This window comes from Bradyrhizobium sp. WSM3983, assembly GCF_000473045.1.
Lineage (GTDB): Bacteria > Pseudomonadota > Alphaproteobacteria > Rhizobiales > Xanthobacteraceae > Bradyrhizobium.
The window spans coordinates 214,954-231,072 of sequence record NZ_KI421489.1; the positions used below are offsets into that span (position 1 = coordinate 214,954).

The following is a 16,119-nucleotide window of genomic DNA, read 5'->3' on the forward strand; positions in this document are numbered from 1 at the left end:
TCGGTGTCGACGGTCGCAGCCGACAGACCGAGCGAGTCGGAGACGGCGGAGAGCGCGGCGTTGTCGGCGCGCATCGAGGTCGCGATCGACCAGTANGCGGCGTTGTCCGAGGCGGTCGAGACGCGCTGACCGGTCGAGATCCGGTTTTCCGTCATCTGGAGGTTGGAGCTGACGTTACGGAGGGTCTGCAGCGCGGTCATTGCTGCGGAGTTGGTGAGAAGGCTAGAACCCATTTTGATGTCCCTTTGGATTGAATTGAGTTTGGGGACATACCGGGCTTGCACCGGTACGACAGGGCGGCGTCATGCCTTTGGGCGGCGCAAGAGCGGTTAGGGCCCAACCTGTCGTACGGCGACCGTAGTGCTCGAAGCTTGTGCGGGGCTTGTGGCTCTGTGTCCTGGCCGCAACAGGGCAGCCGAAATTGCGGCGTCCGCGGGACGTCATTTCAAACGAAAGGGCCGCGCTTCGCGAGAAGCGCGGCCCTCCCCCAGATGGTTTTCAGGCTTAGCGGAACAGCGAGAGGATGCTCTGGCTGCTGCTGTTGGCGATCGAGAGTGCCTGAACGCCGAGCTGCTGCTGGACCTGGAGAGCCGACAAGCGGGTGGACTCCTGGTTCATGTCGGCGTCGACGAGCTGGCCGATACCGCGATCAACCGAGTCCATCAGCGACTTCACGAAGTCCGTGTTGGTCGCGATACGGTTCTTGACGGCGCCGAGGTCGGCGGCGGCCGAAGCCACCGAGTTGATCGCAGCAGTGACCTGCGCGATGTAGCCATCGAGCGTGGTCTGGTCAGACGCTGCATCGGTCAGCGAGGAAATCGACATGTTGTCGACCGAGACGCCGCTCGCCTGCGCGTCCAGAATGCCGCTCGTGCCCGAGGCGCTGTAGAGCGCATAGGTGGACGTGGTCAGGCTGATGGAGCCGGTGGTCGGCGTGCTGCCGACGCGGGAGAACGACGACACGAGGTTGACCGTCGCCGGCGTCGAGGAGGTCGCACTCAGCCAGTTCACGCCGTTGAAGGTCGCCGCATCAGCGGTGCCCTTCAACTGCTGCTGGATCTGGGTGATGTCGGCCTGGATCTTGGTGCGGTCGATACCGGCGGTCTTGGCTTCGACCAGCAGCGACTGGAGCTTGATCAGGCCGGAGTTCTTGTCGCCGATAACCGTGTTCAGAGCCGTGTATTCGGTGTCGACGGTCGCGGCCGACAGACCGAGCGAGTCGGAGACGGCGGAGAGCGCGGCGTTGTCGGCGCGCATCGAGGTTGCGATCGACCAGTAGGCGGCGTTGTCCGAAGCGGTCGAGACGCGCTGGCCGGTTGAGATGCGGGTCTGCGTGGTGGAGAGCTGGGAGCTCACAGACCGCAGGGTCTGGAGGGCGGTCATGGCGGTCGAGTTCGTAAGCAGGCTTGACATTGCGAATGTCCCTTTGATGTACGCGTTACATTTTCACGAGGGGACATACCGGGCTTTCACCGGTACGGAGGGGCGGCATCATGCCTTTGGACTGATATGGGTGGGGTCCAACCCGCCGTGCCGCATTGCTAGCACGTCGAATCTTGCGCCGAGATTAAGATCGGCTTGAATTTCGCTGTAAAATCATATGGTTAACATCACTCTTTGCTAACCTTAACCAACCGTTAGGTCGATGATCGCTCTTACGAGAACGATCGCACCAGTCCGGAGGCGAGCAGGTTCCAGCCGTCGATCAGCACGAAGAACAGCACCTTGAACGGCAGCGCGAGGATCGATGGCGGCATCATCATCATGCCCATCGACATCGTCAGCGTCGCCACGATCATGTCGATGACGAGGAATGGCAGGATGATGAGGAAGCCGATCTCGAACGAACGCCTGAGTTCAGAGATCATGAACGCCGGGATGATGACGCGCATGTCGATACGCTTGTCGTCGAACTTCCTGCGGAAGCTTTCCGCGGCGAGCGACTCGAATGTCTGCAGGTCCTTGTCGCGGACATGTGCCAGCATGAATTCGCGGAACGGGTCGCTGATCTTCAGATAGGCCTCCTCCTCCGAGATCTCGTTCTTCATCAGCGGCTGCACGCCGGTTTCCCAGGCGCGATCGAAGGTCGGCGCCATGACGTAGAAGGTCATGAACATGGCGAGGCTGATCAGCACGAGATTCGGAGGCGTCGTCTGAAGGCCGAGGCCGGCTCGCAGAAACGAGAGCGCGACGGCGAAGCGCGTGAAGCTCGTCACCATGATGAGCAGCCCCGGTGCGACGGACAGCACCGTCAGCAGCGCCATGAGCTGGATGATGCGGCCGCTGGTCGAGCCGTTGCCTGGTGGCAGCAGCGAGTTGAGGTCCGGGATCTGGGCGAACGCTACCTCGGGCAGCACGACCAGCAGCAACGCTAGAAGCAGGACTCTCAATTTCACTGGATCACCAACGTCTCAATGATCAATTCGCGGACTTTGCCGGACGAGCGGATGCTGGCGCGTTCGGACAGGTCGTCGCGCAGATGCTGGAGCCCGCGCGTGCCTTCGAACTGCGTGACCGAGGCGGACCGCAAGTAAGTGACGATGTCCTCGCTGATATGGGCGGCCAGGATGCCGGCATCCTCGTCGCTCATGCTGTCGGTCACCATGGAGGCCTCGACGCGGGCCCAGTTGTTGGCGGGCGCCGCGAGGTTGGTGACGATCGGAGACAGCTTCCTGAGCCGCGCACTGCCGGCATAGCTCGACGCGATCGGCGGCGGGGTGGCGCCCTTCTTTGCGTCGGCGACGCGTTCGGCGGTGGCGAACAGGTGCAAGCCCGCAAGCGCGCCCGCGCCGATCGCGACCAGGGTCAGCACGACGATCGCGGCGATCAGGCGCATGACGCCCCCTGCTCCCACGACGCGCGAGCCTTAGAACGGTGCCACGGCGTCATAGATCCGGTGCCCCCATCCAGGTTGCTGCACGTCAGACAGATTTCCGCGACCGCCATAGGACACGCGCGCCTCGGCGATCTTCTCGTAGGAGATGGTGTTGGTTCGCGAAATATCGCGCGGACGCACGATACCGCCGACATTGAGCACGCGCATCTCCGTGTTGATACCGAATTCCTGCGACCCGCTGATCATCATATTTCCGTTCGGCAACACGTCGGTGACGACGGCCGCAATCGAAAGCTTGATGTCCTCGGAGCGGTCGATCTGGCCGTTGCCCTTGATCTGGGTGTTGGTGTTGAGGTTGGCGTTGGTCTGGCCCTTGTCCTGCCATCCTGCGACGTCCATCAGCCAGTTCAGCCCGAACTTGATCTGCGAATCGCGCGAGCGGTCGGTCTTGTTGTCGAGCTTGGCCTTGTCCTGCATCGAGATGATCACCGTCACGACGTCGCCGATGCGCCGGGCGCGGGGATCGCGGTAGAGATCAGTGCCGTCATCCCAGGTCGAGCGATAGCTGACGGGCGTGCGCATGCGGGGCGTCACCGGGATCGGTTCGGCCGGCGCCCTCAGGCCGCTGCCAACGGGCGACAGTTTCGGGCCAGTCAGAAGTTCTGCCGGATCATGGGAGCATCCGCCAAGAAGCACGAGCGACAGGATGAGGATCAGCGTCTTCATTTACTTGGTCTTCCCGTCATCCACGCGACGCATTCCACCGAGCAGGTCGGCGAGATGTGCTGCGCGCCCGGTCTCCATCTCGTTGAAAATTGCGCTCGAACTCCTCGGGCTGAGCTTTGCGAGCACCGCGGCGGCGGTCTCGTCCGCCATGCCGGCGATCTGGGTGGCGGCAGCGTCCGGCTTCATGCGCGAATAGATCTCGACGACGCTCGCCTCCGCCTTCTTCAGGAAGTCGTCGCGCAGAGCCATCCACTTCTCGTATTCGGCGCGCTTGGCCTCGACTTCGGCGATCCGCTCCCGCAGCAGGCTCTCGGCCTTCTCCAGCTCTTTCAGCTGCCAGGCCAGCCTGGCGTCGACGGCGGGATCGGCTACGTTGCTGCAGAACAGCGCAACTTCGTTGTCCCCTGGCGCGGCAGCTTGAGCCGGCGCCGGCTTCGGCGGCGCCGTGCCGCTGCCGGACTTCGGACGCGCCGGCACGGGTGCGGGCGCCGGCGCCGGCGGAGGAGCCTCCGTCGGAACCGCTCCCGTGATCGCGGCCCCCGAATCTTCGGCCGCCCAGGCTGTTGCCCGTGAATTATCGCCCGGAGCCGGCTCGTGCGGCTTCTGCGGCCCGGGCGCGCGAGCGCGCGCGAAGGAGAGCAGATTGAGCGGCTTCGACGGCTTCGGCTCGTCCAGCGCCAGCGCGGGCGAGGCGCCTGCGAGCGCGAGCATCGCGGCGAGGAGAAGGAGTTGCGCTATGTGATCCAGCTTCAGCATCGGCTCGCGTGCGATTCTCGGTCGAGATCAGAGCATTGAGCGACCAAGCTTGCACGACGCTTATGCATCATTGCACGATGACTTCAGCCTGCAGCGCGCCGGCCGTCTTGATCGCCTGGAGGATCGCGATGATGCCGGACGGCTTCAGTCCGATCTGGTTCAGCCCGCGCACGAGGCGCTGGAGGTCGACACCGCTCAGGATCGCAACCTGCGATCCGGCCTCGTTGGCCTCGACTATGGTCTGCGGCACCACGACGGTCTGGCCTTGCGAGAACGGCGCCGGCTGCGACACCACGGGCAGCTCGGTGACACGGACCGTCAGATTGCCGTGGGTGACGGCGACGGTCGAGATTCGCACGTCGCGTCCGATCACCACCGTGCCGGTGCGTTCGTTGATCACCACCCGCGCAGGCGTGTCAGGCTCGACGGTGAGCTCGCCGATCTCGGCGAGAAAGCGAACCGGGCCAACGTAGCGCGGCTTGGACAGCACGATCGTCCGGTAGTCGCGCTCGAAGGCGATCTGGGCGCGATAGCGGCCGCCGGCATAGCGATTGACGGCGTCAAGGATTCGCGTCGCGGTGACGAAGTCGGGGTTTTTCAGCTCGAGCACCAGGTATTCCATCTCGTGGAGGCTGCCCTGGACCTCGCGCTCGACCAGCGCGCCGTTCGGAATGCGGCCCGCCGTCGGCGTGCCTTGGCTGACGTTCTGAGCCTGGCCTCCGACGCTGTAACCGGCGACCGTGACCGCCCCTTGCGCCACCGCGTAGACCGCACCGTCGGCCGCGCGCAGCGACGTCATCACCAGCGTGCCGCCAAGCAGCGACGTCGCATCTCCGAGCGACGACACCGTCACGTCCATCCGCTCACCGGGTCCGATCGACGGCTGCAAGTCCGCGGTCACCATCACGGCGGCGACGTTGCGTGTGCGCAGCGTCGTCGGCCGCGACGAGTTGTTCGTACTGGTCGTCTCGTTCCTGACATTGATGCCCATGTTTTCGAGCATCGACTGCAGCGACTGTTCTGTGAACGGCGCGTTGCGAAGGGTGTCACCGGTGCCGTTGAGGCCGATGACGAGGCCGTAGCCCACGATCTGGTTCTCGCGCAGCCCCTTGATGTCCGCGATGTCCTTGATGCGGACGGCGGCCTGGGCGCTGGCGGCGGAAACGATGAGGAGAAGCGCGATCAGGAATCTGGTCATGACCCGTCCGCGACCTTGACGGTGCCGTCCGGCTGGACGATGGCCCTGATCATCACGCCGGTGTCGGTGTTCCGCACGGTAATGAGCGAGCCCGGCGCACCCGATTGCATGGCCGCGCCGTAGGCCACGATCGACAGGCCGGAGTCTTCGACCACGACCTTGACCATGGCACCGCGGGCGATGGTGAAGGGGTCTTCGACCGAATTGGTCGGGATTGGCTGTCCCGGCAGCAGCGCCCGCCGCGCCATGCGGCCGACAAGGACCTGACGCCCTTCGATGAACATGGCGACACCGAGCACGTTCGGCGCAAAGATGCGCTCGGTGATCATGTCGTCCCTGATCAGCTCGCCGGCGCGGATCGCTACCGCCGGCACCGGAAGCCGCCGCTCGTCTGCGACGGCGAGCCGCGCGGAGACGAGAACCAGCAGCGCGGCGGCCAACCCGCGCGCGATCAGGCCCACCCTGTTCAACATCGACACACCGGAACTAGCGACTGAGATTCTTCGACACCGTCTGCGCCATCTCATCCGACGCCTGGATGACCTTGGCATTCATCTCATAAGCGCGCTGCGCCGAGATCAACTCGGTGATTTCCTTGACGGGATCGACGTTCGAGGCTTCGAGATATTGCTGGTTGATCTTGCCGTAGCCGGCATCGCCGGGGAGACCAACGACCGGCGCGCCCGACGCCGTGGTCTCGCGATAGAGATTGCTGCCCAGCGGCTCGAGGCCCGCCTCGTTGGCGAAATTGGCAAGGTTGAGCTGGCCGATCTGCCGCGGATTGACTTCCGTGTCCAGCTTCGCGAACACCTGCCCGGTCTGGTTGACGGTGACCTGCACCGTTCCCTGCGGCACCGTGATGTTGGGATCCAGCAGGTAGCCGTCCATCGTCACCAGCTGGCCGGTGGCATTGGTGTTGAACGAGCCCGCGCGGGTGTACTGCACCTCGTTGTTCGGGCCGAGCACCTGAAACCAGCCGCGACCGTTGATCGCGAGGTCGTAAGGATTGCCGGTCTGCGTAAGCGCGCCCTGGATGTGCAGCTTGCGGATCGCGGCCGACTTGACGCCGAGGCCGAGATTGGCGCCTTCCGGGATCGGCGAGGCGCCGCTGACGTTCGCGACACCCTGCATGCGGTCCATCTGGTAGAACAGATCGGTGAATTCCGCACGCGCACGCTTGAACGACGTGGTGTTGATGTTGGCGATGTTGTTCGCGATGACTTCGATATTGGTCTGCTGGGCATTCATGCCCGTGGCCGCGATGGCGAGCGATTTCACAGCGTCATTCCTTCAGATCAAATCGACATACGAACGACTTCTTGGTAGGCCTGCACGACCTTGTCGCGGACCGCGACCGCGGTCTGCAAGGCCTGCTCGGCCGACATCAGCGCCTCGACGACTTTCCGCGTCGATTCCTTGCCCTGCATCGCCGAGATCGACGCGCTCTCACCGGCCTTCAGCGTGCCGATCGCGTCCGTGGTCACCTGCTTCATCACGGAATCGAAGCCAATGTCGTCGCCGGCCTGGACCGGGGACGTCGCGCTGGGCGCGATCGTCTGCGTCTCGGTGATGCGGGACGCCGCCTGTCCTGCGGTGATCGCGGTGGATGAAATCGCCTCTAGCATTTTCAGCTCCTCAGAAGATCGATGGTCATGCCGAGCATCGATCTCACCTGCTTCACGACCTGGAGATTGGCTTCATAGGACCGGTTGACTTCCCGCATGTCCGCCATCTCGATCATCATGTTGACGTTGGGCATCTTGACGTAGCCGGCCTTGTCGGCGGCGGGATGTCCCGGATCGTACTCGACGCGATAGGGCGTGGTGTCGACCCCGATCTCCTTGACCTTCGCCAGCTGCGAGCCCGAGGCACGATCCATCGCGGCATCGAAAGTGATCGTCTTGCGCTGATACGGATCGGCGCCGGCGGTGCGCCCGGTCGAGCTCGCATTCGCGAGATTTTCCGAGACGACCCGCATGCGCGTCGACTGCGCTTCGAGCCCGGAGCTTGCGACCGTCAATGAAGCCTGTAGAGCGTCCAGCATTTCAGTTCACCTCAGGTCTTCGCGCTGGTCAGGATCATGCGATTGAACGAGCGCACGATCGCCGAGTTCATCGAATAGTCGCGATTGACGTCGCTACCCTTGATCATTTCCTGCTCGAGGCTGACCGAGTTGCCGGAGTGGACGACATCCCAGCTATCCTTCTTCGCGGTTGCCCGCGTATCGGTTTCGGCCGGAGAAAGCTGCATATGCGTGGGCGATGTCGTCGCAAGCCTGACCGGCATTCCGTCGAGCACCTTGTTGAACGGCTCGACGTCGCGCGCCTTGAAACCCGGCGTATTGGCGTTGGCGACATTGGTAGCGATGGTCGACTGACGAAGCTCGAGCCAGCGCGCCTGCGACGATGCGAGTTCGAAGAGATAAAGCGGTCCCACGACAGCCCCATTGTGATTCATTGGAGAGAACCCTAGGGCGTTAAGCTTTCGTCAAGCTGTTGGGCGAAGCACCATCCTCGTAAATCTACTGAACCTTCTCGGGCCGCGGCGTTTGCTTCGACTGCAGGAAGTAGATGATCTCGGCAACCGGACGGAAGAATTCGGCGGGGATGACCTGATCAACCTGCACCGCTTCGTAGAGCGCGCGCGCGAGAGCCTTGTTCTCGATCACCGGGATCCTGTTCTGCTCGGCGACTTCGCGGATCTTCAGCGCGATCACGTCCATGCCCTTGGCGACCACGAGCGGCGCCGGGTTTTCGTCGCGATTGTAGCGCAATGCGATCGCGAAGTGCGTCGGGTTTGCGATCACCAGCGTCGCGCGCGGCACGGAGGCGATCATGCGTTGGCGCGAGCGGTCGCGCGCGAGCGAACGCAGGCGCGCCTTGATCAGCGGATCGCCCTCGGACTGCTTGTGCTCGTCCTTGATCTCCTGCTTGGTCATCCGCAGCTCACGCCGCCAGCGGAAGCGCGCCCAGGCGAGATCGATCGCGACCAGCACGATCGTCGCAATGCAGATCGCCGACACGATCCGCATCGCGATGGTGAGGATCATCTCCGGCAACGCGACAGGATCGGTGTACATCGCCTCGAACGCCCTCGCCTCCGACGATCGCAGCACGAAGCAGACCACGGCGGTCACCGAGGCGAGCTTGAACATCGACTTGGCGAACTCCACCAGGCCCTGCGTTCCGAAAATGCGGCTCCAGCCGCTGACCGGGGAGACTCGGGAGAAGTCGGGCAGAATACGCTGCAGCACCAGCCGCGGCGCGTTTTGCAGCAACGAGGCGGCGAGCCCGAACACCGCAATGGTCACGACCAGCGGCACCAGGAATCGCAGCGCCTCGAGGCCCACCACGGTGAGAAGATTCAGCGCGTCCGCCGCGGTGCTGATCGGGAAGCCCTCGGGTTCGTCGATAAAGCTCCTCAAGGTCGGCGTCAGTTGCTGCACGCCCTGGCCGATCAGGAACGCCTGAATCACCATCAGCGCCGCCATGGTCGCGAACATGGACGCCTCCCGAGAGACCGGAATATTGCCCTGTTCGAGCGCATCGCGGACTTTCTTCTCGGTCGGCTCTTCTGTTTTGCTCTCCTGGTCGGATGACTCTGCCATGCCTGCTCAGCGGTCAGCGGAAGACCAGCTCATCCTCCTGGTCGGGATTGAGCTCGATTTCACCCTTCTCGGCGAGGTCGAGGGCGAGGTCGGTGATGACGCGGCGCGCCTCCAGCACGTCGCGCTGGTTCGACGGCTCGCCGATGGCGAGTTCGTGCTCGACGACGCGGCGCACGCGCGAGGCGACCGCGGACAGGATCAGTTCGCGGAAGTGCTTGTCGGTGCCCTTCAACGCGACGACGATACGATCGGTCGGCACCTGGTCGAAGATCATGGTGCGCGCTTTCGGCGCCAGGTTGATGACGTCGTCGAAGGTGAACAGCAGCTCCTTCAGCACTTCGGCGGACTTCGGCCGCTTCTCCGACAGGCTCTTCAGCATATCCTCGATATGGCCGCGCTCCATCTTGTTGATAATGTCGGCGACGCGGGCGTAGGTGTCGGCGCCGAGGTTGCGGGCGAAATTGAGCGTCAGATCTTCGTGCAGCGTCTTCTCGAGGACCTTCATCGCGTCGTCGACGATCGGCTTGAGGCTGAGCACGCGCCGCATCAGCTCGTTGCGCAGACTGGACGGCAACTGGCTCATCACCTTGGCGGCGCAGGACGGCTTGACCTTGGACAGGATCAGCGCCGCGGTCTGCGGATGCTCCTTGGACAGGTAAGTCGCCAGCGAGTTCTCCGACACCGACGAGACGCGGTCCCACACCGACCGGCTCGAATTGCCGAGCAGGTCCGACATGATCGCCGAGACCTGGTCCGCGGGAAGCACATCGCCGAGCACGGCTTCGAGACCGCCGAGGGTGCCGAGAATGTTCGCGCCCATCGAGAACTGCTGGGCGAACTCCTCGACGATCGACTCGAGTTCCTGCGCCGTGATCGGCCGCAGCTCAGCCGCGGCCTTGGTGACGATGCGGATGTCCTGCGGCTCGAACTGCGCGAGCACGCTCGCAGCCGCCTGCCGGCCCATGGCCAGCAGGAGCGCCGCGACCTTTTCCGTTCCGCCCAGCGTGGCAACGCCTCGCTGCTTGATGGGAGCGATGCCGACCTGTGCAGCCATGGTCAGGAATCACCCTGCCCCAGCGGTCCGACGATCTCGGTCAGCGAGACACCGAAGCGGGAATTGTCCTCTTCGACGACGACCACCTCGCCGCGGGCGACGACGCGGCCGTTGACCACGACGTCGACGGGCTCCCCGACGCGGTGATCCAGCGGAACCACGGCGCCGCGGCCGAGCTTCATCAGGTTCGCCACCGGGATGGTCGCCGATCCCAGCACCACCTGCATGGTGACGGGAATGCGCAGGATGGCATCGACATTGGCGAACTTGCCGGTCTCCTCCGCGGTACGCGCGGCGATCTCCGCAAGCCGCTCCAGCGGAGACGTCTCGGCATCATCGGATGCGGTTGCTGACTCGTAGTCGAAGGATTGCGCCATTTGGTATCGCCTCTTGGTATTTCCGCTCCCGGAGCGCCGCGACGTTCCGATCTATCCGTTCAGCCGGTCCCGGCCCTAATGCTTGTTGACCTCGGAGCCGTTCGCGGTCGCCGCGGGCTGGAGCCCGGTCCGCGCATCGAGGGCCGCAATCGCCTCGTGAGCCTGGTCGATCTTCGTGCTCAGCACATTGGCGAGCCGGCCGAGATTTGCCGTGGAATCATGCGCCGCGGTGATCACCGTATCGAAGGCGCCCGCGGTCTCGTGGACGATGGTCGAGAACTCGCCCTGATAGTTGCGCAGCCGCGCCAGCTCGCGATGCATCCGGGTCACCCGCATGCTGGTGAAGGCCAGCGCAATCAGCAGCACGGCATCAACGAGATAGGATATCATCGACGAACTCCCGCTTCTGATCGACGGGATCTGCCACCTGCATGGCGTAGTAGCCATCAAGCTGGCCGATCTGGCACCAGAACAGCACCTGGTTGTTGCTCTCGAGCCGCGCCAGCGTGCGCGGCGTGGCTTCGAGCTCGAGCACCTGTCCGACCTTGAATTTCACGACGTCCTCGAGGGATATCATCTTCTCGTCGAGCACCGCGCTCAGCGTCACCTCGGTGCGGTGAACCTCGCTCTCCATCTGCTCGCGCCAGCGCGGGTCGGCCGCGCGACCGTCGCTGACGACGACGTGGGCGAGCTTCTGCCGCAGCGGGTTGAGCGCGGAGTGCGGAACGATCAGGAACATCTGGCCGCCGCGGTAGAGCGCCTGCAACATGATGTTCGCGCAGATCGACATGTTGCCGCTTCGGCCAATGGCCAGCGACGCCATCGCGGTCTCGACCCGCTCGACGCGGAAGGTGACGTTGGAGGTGCCGGCGAAAGCGGTTTGCAGCGCCTTGGCGAACCGCTCGAACAGCGCCTGGACCAGGCGAATTTCGATATTCGAGAACGAACGCTCAACATCGAGCGGCGGTTCGGCGCCGTCGGAGCCGAACATCGCCTCGACCATCGTGAACACGAAATCGCGGTCGAGCACGATGATAACGCGGGAATCCCACTGCTCGGCGTAGAGCACGGCGGCGACCGCGTTGCCCTCGTAGTCCTTGATGATGTCGCCGACGCGATCGTTGACGATGCCGTTGACCGAGAAGTAGCAGGGTGTTCCGGCTATCGGCTGCAGGCTGTCCGTGCACGATGCCGCCATGCGATCGAAGATCACATTGAGCATCGGCATGCGTTCGATCGAGATGCCGGCCGCGTCCAGCAGGTAGTTTGGCAACTGCTTCCGCTGGTCGATCTCGACGTCTTCCATCGTCATGCGCGTGCAGCCTTGGGTTCAGCGTCGGTCACGACGGCCTTGGGACCTGCGATCGTCTCATTCTCGACGACGTCGATCGACGGCCGCTCGCTGCTCGCGATCATCTTGCGGCCGTGCTCGACGGCGATCTGCGGCATGGCACCGTTCATGAACGCCAGCAGCGTCTGCTTGACGATGATGTAGGGCCGGCACTTCTTCTCGCGCGTCATCTTGATCTTCAGCGCGAAGGGCGAAATGATGCCGTAGGACAGGAAGATGCCGGCGAAGGTGCCGACCAGCGCCGCACCGATGAAGCCGCCGAGCAACTTCGGTGACTGGTCTAGCGCCCCCATGGCCTTGATGACGCCGAGCACCGCGGCGACGATGCCGAGCGCCGGAAGCGCCTCCGACACCACCACCAGCGCGTGGTAGGGTGTCAGCTTGCTCTTCACGATGGTGTGGATCTCCTCGTCCATCAGCGCCTCGATCTCATGCGTGCGCGCATTGCCCATGATGATCAGGCGGACATAGTCGCAGATGAACTGGAGCAGGGACGGGTCGCCGAGCACGCTCGGGAACGCCTTGAATATCTCCGAGGACGAGGGATCATCGATATGTGCCTCGACCTCGTTACGGCCCTTGCCGCGCAGCTCGCGCATCAGGGCATGGAGCGCCCCGAGCAGATCGAGATAATAGCGCTCACCCGGCACCGCGCCGGTGATCGCCTGCATGCAGGCTACCCCGGTGTCCACCACAGTTTTCCACGGATTGGCCACGATGAAGGTGCCGACCGCGGTGCCGATGATGATCACGAATTCCCACGGCTGCATCAGCACGGCCAGATGGCCGCCCATGGCGGCAAATCCGCCGAGCAGTGCTGCCACCGTGATGAAAATCCCCACGAAACTGAGCAACGCGCCACTCCATCGCCGATCCCATCGGGAATATCTAGTCGGCGACGCTTGCGCGAAGCTGGTTTGGGTATCGCCAGCCCCGCGCAAGCAACTCGCGGCAGCTTGAGACGATGTCGCAATAGCGGCCAAAGGGGCGCGTGCCATGCTATCCACCATCGCGGATTACACCAGAATAACGAGCAACATGGGCAAGTCGATGACCCAGGTCGCGACGGAGCCGGATGTCAGCCGCGACACCGATTACTTCCTGAGCCATATCGGCAATGTGAAGACGATCGACGATTTCCTGGGGGACTACCGGCTCTATTCCTATGCGATGAAGGCCTACGGCCTCAGCGACATGACCTACGCCAAGGCGTTCATGCGGAAGGTGTTGACCGAAGGTGTCACAGACAAGGACGCCTTCGCCAACAAGCTGAGCGACAGCCGCTACCGGGACTTCGCCACGGCGTTCAATTTCGCCGCCAACGGCGCCAACGCGACCTCGACCACCGCGGCCACCACCGGCACGGCCACCCAATACGTCACGCAGACGATGGAGGAGCAGGCGGGCGACCAGAACGAGGGCCTGCGGCTCGCGCTCTATTTCACGCGCAAGGCCTCCACGATCACCAACGCCTACCAGGTCCTCGCCGACAAGGCCCTGACCCAGGTGGTCCAGACCGCGCTCGGCTGGTCGCCAACCGTCAGCTCGGGCGACATCGACGCTCAGGCCAGCATGATCACGAAGAATATCAATCTCACCGATTTCCAGGACCCGACCAAGGTCACCAAATTCGTGCAGCGTTTCGCGGCGATGTATGATGCGACCCAGGCCCAGAGCGACAGCTCGACCAACCCGGCGCTGGCGCTGATCACCGGCGCCTCGACGTCGTCGGCCGGCCTGGATACCAACATGCTCACGACACTTCAGAACATCAAGTTCAACAGGTAAGCCATGCAATCGGCTCTCTATGTGGGATTGTCGGCCCAGGTTGCGCTCGAAAAGCGCCTCCAGACGATCGCCAACAACGTCGCCAACGTCAACACGTCCGGCTTTCGCACCGACGTCGTGAAATTCGAGACGGTCCTCTCCAAGGCCGCCGCGAACCCGGTCGCGTTCTCCTCGCCCGGCGAGAACATCATCTCGCGCGAGCAAGGCAGCATTACCGAGACCGGCAACCCGCTCGACGTCGCCGTGGTCGGACAAGGCTGGATCGCCTTCGCCGGCCCCAACGGCACGGTCTATACCCGCGACGGCCGGCTCCAGATCGCCGCCAACGGCGACCTTCAGACGGTGTCGGGTTTCCCCGTCATCGATTCCGGCGGTGCGCAGATCTCGCTCGACCCGAACGGCGGGCCGGTCTCGATCTCGCGCAGTGGCGCGATCACCCAGGACAACAATGAGATCGGCACCATCGGCCTGTTCAATATTCCAGCCAATGCCGATCTCGACCGCTACGGCAATTCCGGCGTCACGCCCGACCGGCCCGCGACCGCCATCGGCGATTTCAGCCGGGACGGCTTCAAGCAGGGCTATGTCGAGGGCTCCAGTGCCAACCCGATGATGGAATTGACGAAGCTGATGTCGGCCTCGCGCGCCTTCGACAGCACCAACTCGCTGATCGAGGGCACCGAGAGCACGCTCCGGAACGCAATTCAGACGCTGGGCGATCCCAGCAAGTAGACTGCGCGTCGCGCGTAATTTGGGTGGACGGTTTCCTTGAACGCTCTTCGTCAACTTGAGTGGGCGCTGCTCGAGCTCCAGCAGAGTACGCCGCTGGCAAGCATCAGCGGTGCGATCTCCGAGATCGCGCCGACGCATTTCCGCGTCTCCGGCCTGTCGCGCGCCGTCAAGCTCGGCGAGCTGATCGGTGTCAATTCCGGGGGCAAGCCCCAGATCGGCGAGGTGGTGCGAATCGACAGCGAGGGCATCGTCGCCAAGCCGTTCGACCGGCATTTCTCGGGCGGGCTCGGCTCGGTCGCCTACCGCATGCCGGCATTGTCGTTCGCGCCCGATCCGAGCTGGAAGGGCCGCGTCATCAACGCGCTCGGCGCGCCGCTGGACGGAATGGGCCCCCTCACCCCGGGATCGCGCGCGGTCTCGGCGGAGACGGAAGCGCCGCCGGCGATGAAGCGGGCCCGCGTCCACAAGCCGCTGCGCACCGGCGTCCGCGTCATCGACCTGTTCGCGCCGATCTGTGCCGGCCAGCGCGTCGGCGTCTTTGCCGGTTCCGGCGTCGGCAAATCGACGCTGCTCGCGATGCTCGCCCGCAGCCAGGGTTTTGACACCGTCGTGCTGGCGCTGGTCGGCGAGCGCGGCCGCGAGGTGCGCGAATTCATCGAAGACGTGCTCGGCAACGATCGCAACCGCTCCGTCACCATCGTATCGACCGGTGATGAAAGCCCGATGATGCGGCGGCTGGCGCCGAAGACGGCGATGGCCGTGGCCGAATATTTTCGCGACCGCGGCGAATCGGTGCTGCTCGTGGTCGATTCGATCACCCGATTCGCCCATGCTTCCCGCGAGGTGGCGCTTGCGGCCGGCGAGCCCGCGGTGGCCCGCGGCTATGCCCCGACGGTCTTCACCGACCTGCCGCGCCTGCTGGAGCGCGCCGGGCCCGGCGAGGAGGGCTCCGGAACCATCACCGGCATCTTCTCCGTGCTGGTCGACGGCGACGACCACAACGAGCCGATCGCCGACACCATCCGCAGCACGCTGGATGGGCACATCGTGCTCTCCAGGCACATTGCCGACCAGGCGCGCTATCCCGCCGTCGACGTGCTGGGCTCGGTCTCCCGCCTCGCCCACAACGTCTGGGACCCCGAGGAGCGCGAATTGGTGAGCAAATTGCGCACCCTGATCGCCAAATACGAGGACACCCGCGACCTCCGCCTGATGGGCGGATACCAGTCGGGACGTGATTCGGGGCTCGACCAGGCGGTCGACATGGTCCCGCGGATCTACAGCGCCATGCGGCAAGACGCCTCTGCCCCGCCGAGCGCCGATCCGTTCCGCGAGCTCAGGGACATGCTCAAGGGCGACTAGCGGCACACAGACTGCTAGCCGGGCGCGCGACCCGCGCCCGCGCATCTTGCCCTCGATGCGCGCGTGTCGTGGCACAAACTGCATGGGCGTTTGTTCGCCCGCAATGTTCCCGGCACGAATCTCAACCAATTGGATGAGACGATCAGCATGGTCGTGGAAAATGACACGCGGATGATGCTCCCGGTATAACCGCACAACAACCGCCACGTGCAATCCGACCAAGTTCCCCTGACGCCGTCTCGGCGATTCAGGGAGCAGATCGCGGAAGTTGTGGATGATTTTCTTGGCGCACAGCGACTGTCGTGCACAAGCTTCGATCATCATGCATCAAC

Annotated in this window: 20 protein-coding genes and 1 pseudogene; 3 read left to right on the forward strand and 18 right to left on the reverse strand. The window is 64.0% G+C overall.

Annotated features, from left to right (window positions below):
* The 18 genes and pseudogenes from YUA_RS46705 to motA form a co-directional block, all read right to left on the reverse strand.
* Window positions 1-233: pseudogene (locus YUA_RS46705) on the reverse strand (flagellin); the annotation flags it as partial.
* A 271-nt stretch (window positions 234-504) separates the two neighbouring features.
* A complete protein-coding gene (locus tag YUA_RS0141805) occupies window positions 505-1,413 on the reverse strand; it encodes a flagellin (RefSeq protein WP_027535968.1) in 909 nt (302 codons plus the stop codon).
* 242 nt (window positions 1,414-1,655) lie between these two features.
* Window positions 1,656-2,396 (reverse strand): flagellar type III secretion system pore protein FliP, encoded by a 741-nt coding sequence (gene fliP, locus YUA_RS0141810; protein ID WP_027535969.1) that lies wholly within the window; start codon window positions 2,394-2,396, stop codon window positions 1,656-1,658.
* Window positions 2,393-2,836, reverse strand: a complete 444-nt coding sequence (locus YUA_RS0141815; RefSeq protein WP_027535970.1) for a flagellar basal body-associated FliL family protein — start codon at window positions 2,834-2,836, stop codon at window positions 2,393-2,395. Before YUA_RS0141815 ends, fliP begins: the two co-directional genes overlap by 4 nt.
* A gap of 30 nt (window positions 2,837-2,866) precedes the next feature.
* Complete coding sequence (flgH, locus tag YUA_RS0141820; protein ID WP_027535971.1) at window positions 2,867-3,562, reverse strand: flagellar basal body L-ring protein FlgH; 696 nt, start codon at window positions 3,560-3,562, stop codon at window positions 2,867-2,869.
* Window positions 3,563-4,318 (reverse strand): MotE family protein, encoded by a 756-nt coding sequence (locus YUA_RS0141825; protein WP_027535972.1) that lies wholly within the window; start codon window positions 4,316-4,318, stop codon window positions 3,563-3,565.
* Window positions 4,319-4,385: 67 nt separating this feature from the next.
* Window positions 4,386-5,516: a flagellar basal body P-ring protein FlgI gene (gene flgI, locus YUA_RS0141830; RefSeq protein WP_027535973.1), complete on the reverse strand. Its 1,131-nt coding sequence runs from the start codon at window positions 5,514-5,516 to the stop codon at window positions 4,386-4,388.
* Window positions 5,513-5,989, reverse strand: coding sequence for a flagellar basal body P-ring formation chaperone FlgA (gene flgA / locus YUA_RS0141835; protein WP_035973104.1), 477 nt, complete (start codon window positions 5,987-5,989; stop codon window positions 5,513-5,515). Before flgA ends, flgI begins: the two co-directional genes overlap by 4 nt.
* A gap of 13 nt (window positions 5,990-6,002) precedes the next feature.
* Entirely contained in the window at window positions 6,003-6,794 is a 792-nt protein-coding gene (flgG, locus tag YUA_RS0141840) for a flagellar basal-body rod protein FlgG (RefSeq protein WP_027535975.1), read from the reverse strand.
* Window positions 6,795-6,811: 17 nt separating this feature from the next.
* Window positions 6,812-7,141 carry a flagellar hook-basal body complex protein FliE gene (locus YUA_RS0141845; RefSeq protein ID WP_027535976.1) on the reverse strand — a complete coding sequence of 110 codons (330 nt, stop codon included), beginning with the start codon at window positions 7,139-7,141 and terminating at the stop codon, window positions 6,812-6,814.
* Window positions 7,142-7,143: 2 nt separating this feature from the next.
* Window positions 7,144-7,560, reverse strand: a complete 417-nt coding sequence (gene flgC / locus YUA_RS0141850) for a flagellar basal body rod protein FlgC (RefSeq protein WP_027535977.1) — start codon at window positions 7,558-7,560, stop codon at window positions 7,144-7,146.
* 11 nt (window positions 7,561-7,571) lie between these two features.
* Entirely contained in the window at window positions 7,572-7,973 is a 402-nt protein-coding gene (gene flgB, locus YUA_RS0141855) for a flagellar basal body rod protein FlgB (RefSeq protein WP_035973106.1), read from the reverse strand.
* 64 nt (window positions 7,974-8,037) lie between these two features.
* A complete protein-coding gene (gene flhB, locus YUA_RS0141860; RefSeq protein ID WP_027535979.1) occupies window positions 8,038-9,123 on the reverse strand; it encodes a flagellar biosynthesis protein FlhB in 1,086 nt (361 codons plus the stop codon).
* 13 nt (window positions 9,124-9,136) lie between these two features.
* Window positions 9,137-10,177, reverse strand: coding sequence for a flagellar motor switch protein FliG (locus YUA_RS0141865; protein ID WP_027535980.1), 1,041 nt, complete (start codon window positions 10,175-10,177; stop codon window positions 9,137-9,139).
* Between the two features lie 2 nt (window positions 10,178-10,179).
* The gene (fliN, locus tag YUA_RS0141870) at window positions 10,180-10,554 is read right to left on the reverse strand and encodes a flagellar motor switch protein FliN (protein WP_027535981.1); all 375 of its coding nucleotides are present in this window, start codon (window positions 10,552-10,554) and stop codon (window positions 10,180-10,182) included.
* Between the two features lie 75 nt (window positions 10,555-10,629).
* On the reverse strand, window positions 10,630-10,944 hold the full coding sequence (locus YUA_RS0141875; protein ID WP_027535982.1) for a hypothetical protein: 315 nt from the start codon (window positions 10,942-10,944) through the stop codon (window positions 10,630-10,632).
* The gene (locus YUA_RS0141880) at window positions 10,925-11,866 is read right to left on the reverse strand and encodes a flagellar motor switch protein FliM (RefSeq protein WP_027535983.1); all 942 of its coding nucleotides are present in this window, start codon (window positions 11,864-11,866) and stop codon (window positions 10,925-10,927) included. Before YUA_RS0141880 ends, YUA_RS0141875 begins: the two co-directional genes overlap by 20 nt.
* Window positions 11,863-12,759 (reverse strand): flagellar motor stator protein MotA, encoded by an 897-nt coding sequence (gene motA / locus YUA_RS0141885; RefSeq protein ID WP_027535984.1) that lies wholly within the window; start codon window positions 12,757-12,759, stop codon window positions 11,863-11,865. Before motA ends, YUA_RS0141880 begins: the two co-directional genes overlap by 4 nt.
* Window positions 12,760-12,901: 142 nt before the next feature.
* Here motA and YUA_RS0141890 point away from each other — a divergent pair, with 142 nt between their 5' ends.
* Genes YUA_RS0141890 through fliI form a run of 3 tightly spaced genes read left to right on the forward strand, consistent with a single transcriptional unit; the run spans window position 12,902 to window position 15,787 of the window.
* Window positions 12,902-13,693: a DUF1217 domain-containing protein gene (locus YUA_RS0141890; RefSeq protein ID WP_027535985.1), complete on the forward strand. Its 792-nt coding sequence runs from the start codon at window positions 12,902-12,904 to the stop codon at window positions 13,691-13,693.
* A gap of 3 nt (window positions 13,694-13,696) precedes the next feature.
* Window positions 13,697-14,425: a flagellar basal-body rod protein FlgF gene (gene flgF, locus YUA_RS0141895; protein ID WP_027535986.1), complete on the forward strand. Its 729-nt coding sequence runs from the start codon at window positions 13,697-13,699 to the stop codon at window positions 14,423-14,425.
* A gap of 36 nt (window positions 14,426-14,461) precedes the next feature.
* The gene (gene fliI, locus YUA_RS0141900) at window positions 14,462-15,787 is read left to right on the forward strand and encodes a flagellar protein export ATPase FliI (RefSeq protein WP_027535987.1); all 1,326 of its coding nucleotides are present in this window, start codon (window positions 14,462-14,464) and stop codon (window positions 15,785-15,787) included.
* The last annotated feature ends 332 nt before the right edge of the window (window positions 15,788-16,119 follow it).

Coding starts and splice junctions, on each gene's coding strand:
- YUA_RS0141875 (WP_027535982.1), bottom strand. CDS start 10,944: ATGATATCCTATCTCGTTGATGCCGTGCTGCTGATTGCGCTGGCCTTC.
- flgA (WP_035973104.1), bottom strand. CDS start 5,989: ATGTTGAACAGGGTGGGCCTGATCGCGCGCGGGTTGGCCGCCGCGCTG.
- YUA_RS0141815 (WP_027535970.1), bottom strand. CDS start 2,836: ATGCGCCTGATCGCCGCGATCGTCGTGCTGACCCTGGTCGCGATCGGC.
- flgC (WP_027535977.1), bottom strand. CDS start 7,560: ATGCTGGACGCTCTACAGGCTTCATTGACGGTCGCAAGCTCCGGGCTC.
- flgI (WP_027535973.1), bottom strand. CDS start 5,516: ATGACCAGATTCCTGATCGCGCTTCTCCTCATCGTTTCCGCCGCCAGC.
- flgH (WP_027535971.1), bottom strand. CDS start 3,562: ATGAAGACGCTGATCCTCATCCTGTCGCTCGTGCTTCTTGGCGGATGC.
- YUA_RS0141845 (WP_027535976.1), bottom strand. CDS start 7,141: ATGCTAGAGGCGATTTCATCCACCGCGATCACCGCAGGACAGGCGGCG.
- YUA_RS0141890 (WP_027535985.1), top strand. CDS start 12,902: ATGCTATCCACCATCGCGGATTACACCAGAATAACGAGCAACATGGGC.
- flgB (WP_035973106.1), bottom strand. CDS start 7,973: ATGAATCACAATGGGGCTGTCGTGGGACCGCTTTATCTCTTCGAACTC.
- fliN (WP_027535981.1), bottom strand. CDS start 10,554: ATGGCGCAATCCTTCGACTACGAGTCAGCAACCGCATCCGATGATGCC.
- flgF (WP_027535986.1), top strand. CDS start 13,697: ATGCAATCGGCTCTCTATGTGGGATTGTCGGCCCAGGTTGCGCTCGAA.
- YUA_RS0141825 (WP_027535972.1), bottom strand. CDS start 4,318: ATGCTGAAGCTGGATCACATAGCGCAACTCCTTCTCCTCGCCGCGATG.
- YUA_RS0141865 (WP_027535980.1), bottom strand. CDS start 10,177: ATGGCTGCACAGGTCGGCATCGCTCCCATCAAGCAGCGAGGCGTTGCC.
- flhB (WP_027535979.1), bottom strand. CDS start 9,123: ATGGCAGAGTCATCCGACCAGGAGAGCAAAACAGAAGAGCCGACCGAG.
- YUA_RS0141880 (WP_027535983.1), bottom strand. CDS start 11,866: ATGACGATGGAAGACGTCGAGATCGACCAGCGGAAGCAGTTGCCAAAC.
- YUA_RS0141805 (WP_027535968.1), bottom strand. CDS start 1,413: ATGTCAAGCCTGCTTACGAACTCGACCGCCATGACCGCCCTCCAGACC.